At 53.7% G+C, this 15,837-nt stretch carries 9 protein-coding genes and 1 pseudogene; 4 read left to right on the forward strand and 6 right to left on the reverse strand.

Annotated elements, in window-relative coordinates:
* Both RMSM_RS41430 and RMSM_RS29470 read right to left on the reverse strand, forming a co-directional pair.
* A pseudogene (locus RMSM_RS41430) lies at window positions 1-324 on the reverse strand (transporter); the annotation flags it as partial.
* 237 nt (window positions 325-561) lie between these two features.
* The gene (locus RMSM_RS29470) at window positions 562-2,343 is read right to left on the reverse strand and encodes an ABC-F family ATP-binding cassette domain-containing protein (RefSeq protein WP_008706018.1); all 1,782 of its coding nucleotides are present in this window, start codon (window positions 2,341-2,343) and stop codon (window positions 562-564) included.
* Here RMSM_RS29470 and RMSM_RS41435 point away from each other — a divergent pair.
* Both RMSM_RS41435 and RMSM_RS29475 read left to right on the forward strand, forming a co-directional pair.
* Complete coding sequence (locus RMSM_RS41435) at window positions 2,342-2,491, forward strand: hypothetical protein (RefSeq protein ID WP_008706017.1); 150 nt, start codon at window positions 2,342-2,344, stop codon at window positions 2,489-2,491. The two genes, RMSM_RS29470 and RMSM_RS41435, sit on opposite strands and share 2 nt — an antisense overlap.
* Before the next feature lie 211 nt (window positions 2,492-2,702).
* Window positions 2,703-5,501 carry a 2-oxoglutarate dehydrogenase E1 component gene (locus RMSM_RS29475; RefSeq protein ID WP_008706019.1) on the forward strand — a complete coding sequence of 933 codons (2,799 nt, stop codon included), beginning with the start codon at window positions 2,703-2,705 and terminating at the stop codon, window positions 5,499-5,501.
* A gap of 335 nt (window positions 5,502-5,836) precedes the next feature.
* On the opposite strand, the gene RMSM_RS29480 is transcribed toward RMSM_RS29475, so the two are convergent.
* Entirely contained in the window at window positions 5,837-7,495 is a 1,659-nt protein-coding gene (locus RMSM_RS29480; RefSeq protein WP_008706021.1) for a putative membrane protein, read from the reverse strand.
* 105 nt (window positions 7,496-7,600) lie between these two features.
* Here RMSM_RS29480 and RMSM_RS29485 point away from each other — a divergent pair, with 105 nt between their 5' ends.
* Window positions 7,601-8,035, forward strand: a complete 435-nt coding sequence (locus tag RMSM_RS29485) for a thiol-disulfide oxidoreductase DCC family protein (protein WP_008706023.1) — start codon at window positions 7,601-7,603, stop codon at window positions 8,033-8,035.
* A 270-nt stretch (window positions 8,036-8,305) separates the two neighbouring features.
* On the opposite strand, the gene RMSM_RS29490 is transcribed toward RMSM_RS29485, so the two are convergent.
* A complete protein-coding gene (locus RMSM_RS29490; protein WP_040770110.1) occupies window positions 8,306-9,106 on the reverse strand; it encodes a phosphoribosylformylglycinamidine synthase subunit PurQ in 801 nt (266 codons plus the stop codon).
* Window positions 9,107-9,366: 260 nt separating this feature from the next.
* Between RMSM_RS29490 and RMSM_RS29495 the strand changes: the two genes are divergently transcribed.
* On the forward strand, window positions 9,367-10,506 hold the full coding sequence (locus RMSM_RS29495) for a DNA alkylation repair protein (protein ID WP_008706027.1): 1,140 nt from the start codon (window positions 9,367-9,369) through the stop codon (window positions 10,504-10,506).
* Between the two features lie 604 nt (window positions 10,507-11,110).
* On the opposite strand, the gene RMSM_RS29500 is transcribed toward RMSM_RS29495, so the two are convergent.
* Together RMSM_RS29500 and RMSM_RS29505 are read right to left on the reverse strand one after the other, a co-directional pair.
* On the reverse strand, window positions 11,111-12,613 hold the full coding sequence (locus tag RMSM_RS29500) for an argonaute/piwi family protein (protein WP_008706031.1): 1,503 nt from the start codon (window positions 12,611-12,613) through the stop codon (window positions 11,111-11,113).
* The gene (locus RMSM_RS29505; protein ID WP_008706033.1) at window positions 12,610-15,351 is read right to left on the reverse strand and encodes an SIR2 family protein; all 2,742 of its coding nucleotides are present in this window, start codon (window positions 15,349-15,351) and stop codon (window positions 12,610-12,612) included. Before RMSM_RS29505 ends, RMSM_RS29500 begins: the two co-directional genes overlap by 4 nt.
* Window positions 15,352-15,837: the final 486 nt, after the last annotated feature.

Consider the following 15,837-nt stretch of genomic DNA (forward strand, 5'->3'; position numbering starts at 1 on the left):
CTCCATCGTCATCTTGGTCGGTGTCGCACCACGATTGGTGGTGACGCCATCGACTGTGATCCCGGGTCCCGGCGGCCCCACGGGCGTTGCGGTTCCCAGAGCCGTCGCATCGGAAACCTTGTTTTCGCCAATCTGGTTGTCGTCCATGTACATGTTCATGTACTTGTACTCGAACATCCACTCGCCTTTGTCATGGAGGTGAGCCCCCATGATCCCAGCCGGAGCGTGCTTGTCGGCGAGCGCGCGGCGATCATAGTTATCGGCCATTGAAACCGACGCCAAACAGCCCAGCGAGCAACAAGCGAGAGCGAAACGCAGCAACATCAGAAGCACATCCTGGCGAGTGATATCATTTTCAAGAACCGACGAGATCGGTTACCAATGATTCCATCGGCCTCGGACGCCACACTCGTCCCCTTCGACGGTCGGAGTCGACACAAGCGACAGCACTGCTACAACCGGCCCTGCCGAGTCTCGACGCTTCCAACTCTCGACACTGTTGGCTCTGGACGCTTCCAGCTCTGGACGTTTCTGGCTCCCAGCGTTAGAGAGAGTGGCACTTTACCATTCCTGGTCGGCACTGAGCTCAACCCAGCGTTCTTCGGCTTCGGAAAGCTCGACCTCAAGCGCCTTGACCTGATTATGCAGCTTGACTGCGGCATCGGGATCAGTTTCGGTAAGCAGTTGATCGTTCAGCTTTCGCTTCTCGTCGTCCAAGCGGGCAATTTTCTTCTCGACGTTTTTCAGCTCTTTCTCGGCTTTGCGTTGATCGCGTTGTCCTTTGCGATGATCACCGCCCCCTTTACCAGGCTTGCCATTCGTTGGTAGCGGCGTTTTCCCCCGCGCCAGTTCGCTGTCGTCGACCTCTTTTTCGATCGCGGCAAGGTAGCTGTCGTAGTCACCGAAGTGATTTTTCACAGTGCCGTCGCGCACTTCGATCACACACGTCGCCACGCGGCGCATAAAGTGACGATCATGGCTGGTGAAGATCACGGTGCCCTTATAAAGCTCGAGAGCCCCGGCGAGCGCCTCGACCGTTTCGACATCCAAGTGGTTCCCCGGCTCGTCGAGCACCAGTACGTTCGAGTCACTGAGCAGCAACGCGGCCATACAGAGCCGTGCACGCTCGCCCCCGCTTAGCACTTTGACCTTCTTTTGAATTTGATCATCACGGAACAAAAGAGCTCCGGCCATCGCCAACAATTCTTGCCGCGTGGTACCGGGAAGCGAGTTGTATTCGAGATGTTCGATGACGGTCATCCGCTCGTCCAAACTCGTATAAACGTGTTGGGCATAGGTACCAATCTCGGTTCCGTGCCCCCACTTCATCTGCCCCTCTAGCGGCTCGAGCGAGTTGACCAACGTCCGCAGCAGCGTCGTTTTCCCTTGACCGTTATCCCCCACGATGGCCGCACGTTGCCCATGCTCGATTTCCAGCGTGATGCCATCGGCGACCGTGTGATCGGGATAGCCAATCGCCAACTCGGTGCAACGGAACACAGTACCTTGTCGAGGATCAACTTGTGGCGCCCGCATATGCACCGTTGGTTCATCGCGTTCAATTTCGGTGGTCTGCAGACGTTCAAGCTGCTTCGCCTTGCTCTTGGCTTGGCTGGCGGTCGACGCGTTCGCACGGTTCTTTTCGATAAACCGTTGCAGTTGTTTTTGTTTTGCGATCACCGTCGCGTTCACTCGCCGGTCATGCTCGCGGCGTTCTTCGCGGTAATCGAGGTAGGCGTCAATTTTCCCCGTGAACATCGTCAACTTGCCACGCGAAAGCTCGAGCGTTTGCGAGCAGGTCGCCTTTAGAAACGCTCGATCGTGGCTGACAATCAACGCCGCTTTGTTAAATGCTCGCAAAAAGTGTTCGAGCAGAATTTGGGTGCGAAGGTCCAAAAAGTTCGTCGGTTCGTCGAGCATCAACAAGTTGGGATCGTGCAGCAGCAATGCCGCCAACTTGACACGCGTCTGCCAACCACCAGACAACGCTTTGACCGGCCCCTCCAAATAGGCCCCCTTGAGTTCAAACTCGCCCGCGACTTCGCCACACCGCCATTCGGGTTGGCCGCTGTCTCGCATCAGGAAATCGAGTGCGGATTCACCGGCCTGAAAAGGGTCATGTTGGCGGAGGTAGCCGATGCGGAGCGAAGGATGGGTGATGATTTCGCCTCGCTCGAGCTCTTCTTCGCCCAGCAGGACCCGCATCAGGGTCGATTTGCCCGCTCCATTTCGACCAATGAAACCGACCTTCACGTCGTCGACGAGGGAGACATCGGCCCCATCAAGGACGACTTGATCGCCGAATCGCTTGTGAGCATCACGGAGTTGGAGCAGTACAGCCATGTTCAAAAAAAATTTGGAGCGAAAACGAGAGGTCGATTGTGAGCAAATCGAAGCGGATCCGAATTTGCTCGCGGCAACAAAAATCGGCGACTTGAGAATCACCGTGGAAGAGGGAATTTATCAGTCCGATGGCAAATCCCAAAGGTAGGAGGGACCACGATGAATGCGAACCAGGCCGACAACCCAGGCCGTACGTCGACTTTCCCAACAACTCACTTACAACCACTAGGAACCTAGCGGACGATATTCTAAATTCTGAAGGTTAGAGACAATCATGGATTTTGGTAGAATGGAGGCGATGAAACTGCCCTCCCCTACTCTCCCCTGCCCTTCAGCAACCAGACGGCGAATTTGCCGATATGAATAGCTACAGCTTGGACTACATCGACGACTTGTATGTCCAGTACGTTCGGGACCCTTCGAGTGTCTCGGATACTTGGCGTCAATATTTTGAGCAATTTCTTGTCGTTTCGAACAAGAGCTCATTCACCAAGAACGGGGAAGTTACCTCAGCCGCCCCCGCTGCGGACAGTGCCGCCGCCCCGCTGGATCGTCGCGGTTCAACCGGTAGCGAAACGACGGATCAAGCCATCTGGATGTCGCGGATTCAAGATCGCGTCAACCAATTGGTGCGGGAATACCGGGTTCGCGGCCACTTGGCTGCCAAACTCGATCCGCTGGGAATCCTGAAATCGGATTCTCCGGAATTGAGCCCCCAGCTTTACGGGATTTCCGACCAAGACCTTGAGCGGCCACTCGACAGCAGCGCGCTAGAGAATGTCAGCGGCAGCACCTTGCACGCCATTTTGACCAAGCTGCAGAACACGTATTGCCGCAGCATCGGCGCCCAATTCATGCACATCGACAATCGCAATATCCGCGATTGGCTGCAAAAACGGATGGAGACCACCGAAAATCGGCTCGAATTATCGCACCAAGTCCAACGACGAATTTACGCTCGTTTGGCCGATGCTTCGATTTTCGAAGAATTTGTACGCCGCAAGTTTGTCGGCGCGAAAACGTTCTCGCTTGAAGGCGCCGAAAGCCTGATTCCGATGTTGGACCTGGCGCTCGAAAAAGCCGGCCAACACCAAGTCAAGGAAGTGGTGATGGGGATGGCCCATCGCGGACGCCTGAACGTGATGGCGAACATCCTGAAAAAACGAGCGATGAACATTTTCTGGTCGTTCGACGATCCCGATCCCGAACTCAGTCGCGGGGGCGGTGACGTGCGCTACCACCTTGGCTACAGCAGCGATTGGATAACCGCCACCGGCGACAAAATCCATATCTCGCTGTGCTTTAACCCCAGCCACCTCGAGTACGTCAACACCGTCGCGTTGGGACGATGTCGCTGCAAACAGGACTATCGCAAAGACACCAAACGCTCGGAAGTGATGACGATCCTGATCCACGGTGACGCGGCATTCGCGGGCGAAGGCGTGGTCCAGGAAACGCTGAACCTGAGCGAATTGGAAGGCTACCGCACCGGCGGTACGCTGCATATCGTGATCAACAACCAAGTCGGATTTACCACCGAACCGCGTCAAGGCCGCAGCACGACCTATGCGACCGACATCGCAAAAATGCTGCAAATTCCGATCTTTCACGTCAACGGCGAAGACCCCGAAGCGGTTGCACAAGTCGTCTCGCTGGCGATGGATTTCCGCAAAGAATTCCATCGCGACGTCGTCATCGATCTGTACGCCTATCGCCGTTGGGGGCACAACGAAGGGGACGAGCCTCGATTCACCCAGCCGAAGATGTACTCCGAGATCGACCGACGCGCCAGCGTGCGAGAACAGTATCTCAATCGATTGGTGGAAATTGGCGAAATCAGCGTCGAAGAAGGCGAGGATATCCAGAAAAAGCGAACCGAGAAACTTGAAAGCGAGTTCGAGGCCAGCAAAAACGAACCCTTCGTTCCCGACACCCAGACACTCGCTGCGAATTGGTCCGTTTACTTCGGAGGCCTGGAACCGGCGGAGGTTACCGACACGACGGTCGACCAAGAAAAGCTCAGCAGCCTGCTCGATTCGCTGACGCGATTGCCCGAAGGATTTGCGGCGAACAAAAAGCTGAAACGCCCAATGGCGCTTCGCCGCGAAATGGCACAAGGCAAAAAACCGCTCGATTGGGCCAGTGCGGAAGCCGCCGCTTTTGCGACCTTGTTGACCGAGGGCTATCCGATCCGCATGACCGGCCAAGATGTCCAGCGGGGTACGTTTAGCCATCGCCACGCGGTGCTGCACGATACTAAAAACGGCGAAACCTATATGCCGTTGGCTAATCTCAGTCCAGATCAAGCGAGCGTCGAACTTTACAACAGCCCACTTAGCGAGGCCGGAGTGCTGGGATTCGAGTACGGCTACTCGCTGGACCGTCCGGATGGATTGTGTGCGTGGGAAGCCCAGTTCGGCGACTTCTGGAACTGCGCCCAAGTCATCGTCGACCAATTCATCGCTAGCGCCGAAGACAAGTGGAATCGGCTTAGCGGATTGGTCATGCTGCTGCCGCATGGTTTCGAAGGCCAAGGCCCCGAACACTGTAGCGCTCGAATCGAACGCTTCTTGGCGATGAGTGCCGAGCACAACATCCAAGTGGTTCAGCCGACCACCCCGGCTCAACTTTTCCACCTCTTGCGACGGCAGGTGCTTCGCAAGTGGCGAAAACCGTTGATTCTGCTGTCGCCCAAGAGCTTGCTTCGCCACCCGTTGGTCGTCAGCCCGATCGAAGAGGTCGCCGGAGGCCAGTTCCACAAAATCCTCGGCGACGAAAAGATCCCGCTGTCGAAATGCAAGCGATTGCTGATGTGTACCGGCAAGATCTACTACGACCTGCTCGAAGCCAGAGAGTCGCGAGAGATCGACGATGTGGCGATCATGCGAATCGAACAGCTTTACCCGCTGCAAGCCGAGACGCTGACCGCGGCGCTGGAGGGACTGCCACCTGGAACCGACATCCACTGGGTGCAGGACGAACCGACGAACATGGGCGCTTGGCCCTACATCAAACTGAACTTCGGAGACATGGTCGCCGAAAAACACAAGTTCACGGTGATCTCGCGAGATGAATCAGCCAGCCCGAGCACCGGCAGCATGGCGGCTCACAAGATCGAGCAAGCCGAATTGATCGACGCTGCGTTCGCGGATCTATAAAGCATTTAGCAGCGGAATCTCGCCAAGAGTCCAATGCCATCTACTTTGGTACTAAACGGGTGGCATTTGTAGCGGTGCGGCGCGGGGCCCGCCCGGTCTAAACCGAACGTTTTACTCGCCTCAACCGGACGGCTCGCGCCGTGCCGCTACCAAAGAAGATGGCATTGGGCGCGAGCCGCCGGGTTGCAGCGAGTAAAACGTCCGACATTGAACGGGCGACAAGGGATGGATGACGGACTTCCTAGTCCGTCAATGGTGGATTCGACGGACTAGGAAGTCCATCGTACGACTGGTACAACAACTAGCTAGAGCCGTACGACTCGACGGCAATACGGCTATTTGCCGTCTCGCAGACGGTCAAAGTACTGCTGAGCGTGCTCGCGTTCGGATCGCGGCAGCGTTTGGTTTTCCGACGGATCGCTCTCTTTCGACAGCGCCGCTTCGATCGATTGCTTGACGTCTTCTTGCGTGATCCCTTTGCGGTTCGGGCCATCGGCGAATCCCGCAATAATGGCCTTGCCCTTTTTCACTTTGCCGCGAACTTGGGTTTCGTAGGTATTGGTATCCACCTCGTCTTCGGGGCGATCGCCGGACCCGCTGCCTTTACCAAGCCCATCGCCCTGCCCTTGCCCGTCGCCCATGCCTCCCATGCCGCCGCCTTGGCATTGTTGACAGCCTGCGCCTCCACAACTCTCACATCGCATTTGGTTCTTGGATTGCGATAGATCATCGAGCGCCGACTGCAAATCTTCGAGCTCGGACATTTCCTGCTGCATTTCGCCCAGCTGATCAGCCATCTGCTCCATCGCGTCGGCTGCTTGACCGGCGTCGCCCTGCTGCATTGCTTGCTGGGCCTGGCTCATCGCTTCGGCCATCTTTTGCATCTGCTGCATTTGGCCATCCTTTTGGCTCATCTCGTTCATCTTTTGCTGCATCTTCGCAGCATCCTCGCCTCGCCCTTCCTTGCGGGCTTGGTCAATCTTTTGCTGCAACTCTTGCTTTTTCTTCTCGTGTTCTTTGACCGCTTTTTCGAGTCGATCTTTCATCTGAGCAACCTGTTTTTTCAGCTGCGACTTCTCCTCTTCGCTCAGCTTCCCATCACGCATCTTGTTGGCAAGCTGCTTGACTAGGTCCTTGGCTTTGCCGAATTCGCCCTTTTCAATCGACTTAGCAACCTTGTCCGCCGGGCCCGACTCGAGCCCTTTCATTTGCGACATCACACGTCGCATTTGCTCGGAGGACCCGAGTTGTTCACGACGTTCTTCGAGCTGCTTTTTCAGATCATTCAACGCGATCATCGCCTCTTTGCGATCCATGTTTTCGCGTTTCGCGATTTTGTCGAGATCCGCTTCCATCTTTTCAAACAACTCTTCGGCCTCTTTCAGACCTTCGGCCGAGGCTTTGCGTTTTTGTTGTTGGATCCGTTTTTTCAGCTGAGTCGCTGCCGCTTTGACTTGCGTGACTTCGGCGATATCGATTTTGGGCGTGCTGCCGGCATTGGTGTTTACTGCGGGCTCAAGCAACGCCAACACGATCACCAAGACGGGAATTAGCGAGATTGGCAGCCAACCTAATCGCGTCGGTTGGAGCGAGAATTTTTCGGCCAGCTCGATTTTGGCTGCCTTTTCTTCGGCATCATTCACTAGTGCCAAACCAAAATCGCTGTTTCGCGAATCTGCATCCAAACTGATCGAACTGCTCAAACGTTCGCGAAGCCCAAAGCGACGATCCACTTCGGCCGCAACCGCCTGTTTCGAGGGTGCCGTTGCGATCGCATGCACTGCTGCGGCGAGCACCGCTAACACCCCGGCCGCGATCAACCAAGCATTGGTCCACAGTGAAAAATCAACCTCCATGACAGCAATCGCGGGCATTGCAATCGCGATGACCGCCACCAAGATTGCGGCAAACAACGTCCAGCAAAGATTGCGGCCAAATTGGGCAAAAATCAGACGTCGACGGGCACTCACGACTCGCGATTCGATTTGGTTCATCACTAATTTTCCTACGTTGAAAAAGGCTCTCCCCCTTAGTATAGCGCATCGGGCTGCCTAAAATGAGAGCGAACGTGTGTATTCCGCTTTCAACCAAGGGCTCAAGTGCTTCAAAAACCGCCAAAACTGCCCGACCCAGACGAAAATCCCGACGCCGACGTGGTGATCTACGATGGGCAGTGCAATTTCTGCACTTCTCAAGTGTCTAACCTACGGCGACTCGATTGGGGTGGATCGCGGCTGACTTACCTATCGCTGCACGACGAACGGGTGGCGGAGCGGTACCCGGACCTAGAATACGACGATCTGATGAAGCAGATGTACGTCGTCGACCGAGACGGCGGGCGGCATGGGGGTGCGGATGCGGTCCGCTACCTGACGCGTCGATTGCCCACGATCTGGATTGCCGCCCCAATTCTGCATATCCCTGGATCTGCGGGGCTGTGGCGGTGGATGTACAACCAAGTCGCAAAACGACGGTACAAAATTGCCGGCAAATCGTGCGAAAACGATGCCTGCGAAATTCATTTCAAACAGTAACGTTCGCCGCAAACGACGCTGGCAGGGCCCCTTAGCAACGGTTTCGGACGCCACCGAACTTACGAGAGAGTTTCAACCTGACCGGCCATTCACGACAGCCGTTGACGGGCTGTTGATTTAGTGAAGATTCTCGCAGCAAGGGGTGTATAATGGACTTCAGTCCGTCAATGATGTATTCGACGGACTAGGAAGTCCATCGTACGACTAAATCAACAACCCGTTGACGACTTCCGCTACGAGTTCTCTCGCCACCTGAAGCTCACACGGTTCTTAAGCAAACCACTCGACCGCATTCTTGAACATTGGCATCCCGTCGCCAAATTCTGGCTGCTCGTCACGACGCGTCCAAAACGGATGTTGAGTCGCTTCGATGTGCCGCTCGGGGTGCGGCATTAAACCGAAAACGCGGCCTGTCGCATCACAAACCCCCGCGACATTTGCATCCGCGCCGTTGGGATTGACTGGAAACGGTAGCACGTCGCTTGCGATTCCGCCCGCTTCGCCATCGGCGTAGCGAATCGCTAATCGGCCTTCGCCCTGCATCGTTTCCAATACTTCGTCGCTGGCGGCCACAAACTTGCCTTCGGCATGGGCCATCGGCAGGTACATCCGCTCGATCCCTTTCAAGAAAACGCAAGGAGTTTTGTCGACGACCAAGTGAACCCAGCGATCTTCGAATCGGCCGTGGTCGTTCCAGGTCAACGTCGCGGGAGCATCAACCGGCGAGGGAAGCCCTTCGGTCAGCACGCCCAAACGCATCAAGACCTGCATGCCATTACAAATCCCCAGCACCAACCGATCTCCTTTGCCATGCACAAAGGAATCGACCAGATCCGAGAGGTGCTGCCGCAGCTTCGTTGCTAAAATGCGACCCGCGGCAATATCGTCGCCGTAGCTAAAACCGCCCGGCAAACAGAGCACTTGATAGCGATCCTTCAGTGCTGGATTCTCGATCAAACGATTCACGTGCACGCGTTCCGCGACAGCCCCTGCCTGCTCAAACGCAAACGCAGTTTCTTCATCACAATTGGTGCCGGGAGCACGGAGGACCAACACGCGAGGTTGAGGCATGATCAATTCAGGGGTAAAAACGGCAAAAAAACAGCCAAATGACGTACAGATATTGCGAAGTTTAGACACCCAGACCGAACTTGAGAACCACGTCAAATCCCTTGCCTGCCCGGCAATGCCCCACCAAAGGCCTACGATATCCGTGACGGGCAAAACACTCGCGGCAAAAATGATCCGTCGCGCTCGTCCCGCATCCAACGAACGTATCGGCGTCCCCCGCCCCCCTCGGAATGAACCACAGCACAGGAAACCACGCTCTCATGGCTAGCTCTCGCAATGGAACCGGTTTTAGTCTGAAGGATCAACTATTCAACGCAGAACGCGTCGCCTATCTCGCCTCCTGTTTTCATGCTGCGGACGCTCAGTTTGACGCAACCGGCTTCGTCACCGAGACGATGAAGCAGTTGAAAAAGTTGGAACTCAAAGAACGGATCGTGCATATCGCCAACACGCTGGAACATTACTTGGCTTCGGACTACACCGTCGCCGCCAAGCAAATTACCGCCGCGCTGCCACCGCCATTGGACCCGACAAAACGCGATGACGATTTTGGCGACTTTATCTTTGCCCCACTGGGCGCGTACGTCGTTCGCAATGGACTCGACAAACGACACCTCCGATTGTCACTCAAAACGATCAAAGCGATCACGCAACGATTTTCGATGGAGGACGCAATACGCGCATTCATCAACACGCACCCGACCGAAACGCTCAACACGCTAGAGAAATGGGCCACGGATCGCAACTACCATGTACGACGCTTGGTCAGCGAGGGTACCCGACCTCGACTTCCGTGGTCCGGCCGACTGTCGATCGATACGACCACCGCGATTCCGCTGCTGAACAAGTTGCATGCTGACCCCACTCGCTATGTCACACGATCGGTTTCCAATCATCTCAATGACATTGCCAAGACGCATCCTGATTTGGTTTTGGAAACGCTAAAGCAGTGGCAACAACTCGGACATCAAGACGCGGCCGAGCTGGGATGGATGTGCAAACACGCGTTACGGACTTTGGTCAAACAGGGAAATCGCGATGCACTGGCACTTCTCGGATTCAGCCCCAGTCCTAAGATTACGGTGACGGATTTTGCCATCCACACGCCGCAAGTTCGTCCAGGCGACGCGATCGAATTCACGTTTGAGATAACGGGCCGCAAAAACGAATCATTGCTGATCGACTATGTGATCGATTTTGTCAAAGCCAACGGCAGCACGTCGCCTAAAGTCCACAAGATCAAACAGGTTCAGATCAAGAAGGGCGAGACAATCTCTTTGAAAAAGCGTCATGTGTTACGCGACGCCGCGACGACGTATTCGCTTTACCCCGGCGTTCACCACGTCACGCTGCAAATCAACGGCCGATCCTTCGGAACTCAGTCCTTTGACTTGCAATGAATCCGTGCGAACGGGCATGTTCCATGGGCTGACTACAACATGTCGCCACTTCGTGGCTGTTCGGTGATGAGACACGAGCACGCTAGTCCTGAAAGGACGACACGCTGTAGCCACGGGTGCAAACCCGTGGATGCGAGGACAAACGCAATCACAAAGCCCCGAAGGGGCGACAGGAACAAGATGCTCAATCTTGCGTTTTCGCTTGCCGCAATAATGAAATCAAAGCTTCAAAATCGGACGCGGTTTCCACCATTTCCACCAGTTCACCGTTATTCTGGATATTAAATATTCTGCCAGTCATGGGTGATGTCGCATTGTAGAGGTAGCACCGCGAGATTTTTATTGCCGCTGAGGATGATTGTTCGTCACCAAAAGCGTTTCATGATTCTAGCCGAAACACTTCGTCCATCTAAAACAGCATCCAGTTGACCACTCGCGCCACTATGTTCACCAACTCAGCGGAACAGTTAGCAGCCAGCGATTATTCTGATTAGCGAGTCGCCGATCGTCTTCCATCTTGATCGTACTCCAAGGCATGAACCGTTCTCCGTTGGCCGTCAGCGAACTGACTCGCACCGTAATCTCATAGTTGATGACCAACGCGTTAGATGAAATATCGCAATGACGATTCCTCAGGTACCTCGTCACCAAACTCGTCAAGGATTCCACCGACACGCCGCGCAAACGACAATGTAACCGGCCACTTTCCTCGAATATCGGCAGTATTCCAATTCATTCGCGTTAGGTTTAAGACGTCACGAACAGCATCGGTTGGTTTGCTGTCACCAAAACAACGTACTTCAAAGGGCTGTGGAATATGCGGTCCGGGGTAAGTCTCTAATGCAGGCATATAGCCGGATGTATAGAGGAATGTGCGATGACCATTCACAGTGCAAACCGTTCCGATGTTTGGAGGGTACGCCCCAAATCTAAGCAATCGGAAAGCACTCGGAACCAAGGTAACCATACTGACAATTGGGATTTCACGAAGCGCATCTCGAAATCCAACGATCTCTGGCTTATCGAATTCGCTTGTCTTATGAATTATCAAACGAAGCGGTGCGTTTCCGGTCCTAGCACGGTACTCGTTTAAAACTTGCGTACCCAAAATGAAAGCTTGCCGTTCGGTAAGTTTGGTATTTCGTCTTTGATCTGGGTCTGCCGGCACCGCTTCCCCTCGGATCGCAAAGCCTTCGCCCTCGCTGGAAAACGCTTGGGCCAGACTTGAATGCACCATGTGTCGCATTGTTGTGCGAAAATGATGGAAGCTTATCCCGACAAAACATGTTTCAACTTCTCCGACCGGCAGGCGCCAAGGAACGCCACCTGACTTGTAGTAAAGTGCTACCGAAAAATTCCACGCGCGAGTCGCTGGCTCTTGGTTTGTTCCGGAGTCCTCTGTCAATGACGGGGTAACAATTTGGATGGGCAGTCTTAGCTCCAACGCCTTGGCCTTCAATGCATGTCTGAGGTCGCGTTTCAACAAATCTTCTTTTGTTTGTTCTATTTCCTCGGAAAGATCAAACAATTCAAGCTGCCTCAGCCCTTGTTGGTCTTCGATGTGTTTGGCAACCTTTTTTTCCTCCTGCGACAATTCTCGATCAACGGTTCTAGCCTTCAGAGAAATGGACTTTGGCAAGCAAATCAATACGACGTCGGGACGGTTTGTGTCTCGCTTGGCAAGTGACGTGATTCCGGAAACGAAAATGTCAACTATCTCCTGAAACCGTTCAAAGCGATCGCGTTTCGTGAGCTGTTCAGAGAGTTGGTCCAAACGTTCGCCCGGAACTGTGACGGTCATTTCGTCACTGAATTGAAGATTCTTATGGAATGCCCCCGCGAATGATGGGAACGAACGATTCAAGCTTGAAGGGTCACCCAGAAACGGAATTGTGTCTGAACAACGCTCAAGCCACTTCGTCGCGCTATCAAGCGTTTCCTTAGTGCCAACCAAGCCAACATTTATAAATGGGTTTCGCGCAGAGCCGAATCGCAAATCGAATGGGCCAGCATACTCAAGCCCGACCTTTGGATCCGTCTGCTGAGTCGCTCCGCCAAACTGCAAGCTTGGTTCCGGAAGTTGAACTATGCTCATCTCGAACGTCATTCGATTTCCTCACCGTCTACATCGTGCGAATCGCTCATTTCCTCTGACTCCGCCAACTGCGCAATCTCCTCTTCCAAATCAGTGAACTCAGAATCTTCAAGGTCGCCTCCGTTAGCTCCCGCAAACATCTCTGAGCCGAACGAAACTGTAGGAGGACGATTTGATAAAACAACGGTTGGAGCAGCAGGCTCTAGGTCCTCGCGGCATCGCAATGCAAAGACTCCACCTGATTCCCCAGAAAGCATCGCAATCCAAAATGTTACATCCTGATGTACCGCTTGGTTGAAATCCTTTGCTGCACGACGTGTAGAAAGAACGTTTATACGCTCACGCCCGATGGGCCATCCGACTCCATCTCGTGTGAACGTATAGCCGGGCGAAAGCACGACAGCCCAATCGTCATTGAAGTCCATCACTTGGACGGCAACTGCTTTATGTTCGAAATAGATAATATCTTTGCTGTCGCGTTTTGAACGTGCTTTAACAACTGTTCGCGTTGCCTTCCGGACACGCCCTTTATATGAGATCTTTCGTTCATTGCTGTTTTCAGGCTTTGGATAATGAGCCCTCCTTCGACGGTAATCGACTCGAAGGCCGATCTGACGCAAATGTTCAAACAGCAATTCGTTCATCAGTTTAACGAAAAGCACACGACCATTGGGAATCGCAAGCAATTCGTCAATTGAAAGTGTGATAACGGAGTTTCGCTTGAATGGTAGTGATGTTGACGAACTAAGATGGTCCAGATCAAAGAACGTGTAAAATGTATAATCATGGACGTGTCCGCCCGGAAGATTATCGCCACCGCGTTTCTGTCTTAATGATCTCATTGATCTGACGGTCGTTGACGCGCACCAGACTGTTTTGGGTAATTCGTGAAAAACTAATGCGTTTGCCGCGAAACGTATTGTTTCTTGAGTTGCAGGCAACGCCGTATTAGTTACTTCGTCCACAACCTCCGGTCTCGCTTGCAAGGTGACAATGAAGTTTTTGTTTTCTTCATCTGGTCCGAAAGATGCGTCACCATTGTTATTGACGGTTGCCTGCCAGAGATCAGCAAGGCCGGATCCTCTTCTGTCCATCTGGCCACCGCCGTAGAACAGATCAGAAATCACGGGGTTTCGATAACCCTTGATTCCGCGTCTATCGCCCTTGATCAGCTCTTCTATCGACATGCCTCCAGTTTCCGCATTTACGTCATCTATCAGTCCGCCTGGGCTCTTGATCGTTATTGATGTGGGCGTCACGACAATTTCAATTGATTCCCCGCGTTTGTAGTCACGATGAACGAGGGCGTTTACAATTGCCTCCTTAAGTGCGATCGAGTTGTAAGCTTGAACTTGCTTGGAATGCTCGGCTTTGAGTCGAAACGAAAAGTTCACGAGTGATAAAAAGTCCGTTAGCTCGTCAAGCTGGCTCCAGAGATTTCCCGCAATTTGCTTCGTCACTTCAATGGAACCAGAGTCTTCAATCTCGTCAGAGTCAATATCATCCCCCAAGCATTTCCTGAGCCAATTCTTGGGGCCTCGCAGGGCGACATTAATCTCGGCGCACTCTACGGTCGCATTGGGCTCGGTGCCGAAAAGTAAAAGCCCACCGTATGTTGGAACATGGTCTTCCCCCACGGGCGCCAGCAAGTGGAGTCGATCACCGGCATCCAAGAACCAGTTCTCGTCTTTTGCAATCCAAAAATTCAAGGTTTCAGCGTATTGCTTCAAACGAGTCTTCATGAGAATGAAGTCTAGATTATCAGCTGCGCCGCTTTGGATGGGTTGCATATCAAATGAAAGTGGCACCTGATGTTCAGTCGTTCGATGCTTAGCCGGTGGCGTTTTGCCTATGCTAAGCTTATTCCATAGGTCGATTTCAAAGAGGTCATCGAAGCCGCGAATGGTGACTGAATTAAAGTTTGACCCAATTTTATCGGCGAGCTCTCGAACCAAGGGGCTCAACTGAACTTCGGACTCCTTATCCCGAGTGCACCAAAAAACTCCCTGAGCGAATTGGTTGGTGAATTCAATCTGCTCGTGAAAGAGATCATTCATCACTGATCGTTCGGCACCCCGATATCCGACAACCACAAGAGGATGATCGCGAAGTAAAGGACGAATACGCTCGACAATTTCAGGAGCAAGAGAGAGTACTTCGCCGGAAAGGTTCTTGTCGGTGTAGTGTTCTACCGAGCCATGAATATAGATAAGTTGAGGCTCGGCAGGTGCACCGCTAAACATTACTAGATCGTCTCTAGTTTTGATTTTCGCGATGTAGTGCGGCCTTCCTTCCAAGGTTGCAGCGCGCTGAACACAATCGTCGAAGTTCGTTGTCAAAACTGTGTGGACCCAACCTTGATGCAGGATCTTTGCAAGGCTTCGGTAACCCCGGTTTGGATCGACGGGAGGTGAGATCAGTTTTTCAAAGAAGTCCCTGCGGTCCCTTTTAATGCCAAGCAGGTTGTCAATTGCCAGAGGATACAGGTCGGCGAGATGCACATTGGGATCAAACCACTGCTTTTCGGCCAGCCAAGGTTTGTAGTCGGAAGGCCGAACTGTGGGGTCATTGAACAGGCGTCCATTATCTTTGCACCAAGCCCATTTTGCGGCACGTTCAACTGTGTCGCCAGCTGCAGGAATTCCGGACGAAATGGATGCCCCGGCACCGATCAACATGACCGGCAACTTATGCTCAGCAAGCAGAGACCTAATCCTGCCGGGTTTTGCGTGTCGGATCTCGTTGCTCATGTAGTTTTTATAACGAATTGCGTCGGAGGAAAAGACAGCCAGCTTTCTTGGGTTTGGGTACGACAAAATTTACAGGGTTGTTGCATGTTTTTGCGGAACGCCGCCTGCAGTGTTTCGGACTCGTGATATCCGGTGGCTGACTCGCGGGGCAACCCCTCCATCTTCTCGGCGAACGGGACGACGGCGTCGTTCACCTCTTCGGCGCAGTCGGTGCGATCAGGCGTGAGCACGTTAGTCCTGAAAGGGCGACACGCTGTAGCGACCGGTGCAAACTCGTGGACGGGGAGAGAAAAACGGCCTCGAAGCCCCAAAGGGGCGACATGAATTGGTGGTGTGTAAATTCCTGCCGTCCCTTCGGGACTACGGGCACGGAGGGGACTCCGGTTCCATGGGCTGACGCCCATGGCTACAACCTGTCGCCACTTTGTGGCTAAATGAGGCACACGTCCAGTCCTGGGCACCCCCTTTCTGCCGAGGTGCTTTGAG

It is taken from the genome of Rhodopirellula maiorica SM1 (assembly GCF_000346295.1).
Lineage (GTDB): Bacteria > Planctomycetota > Planctomycetia > Pirellulales > Pirellulaceae > Novipirellula > Novipirellula maiorica.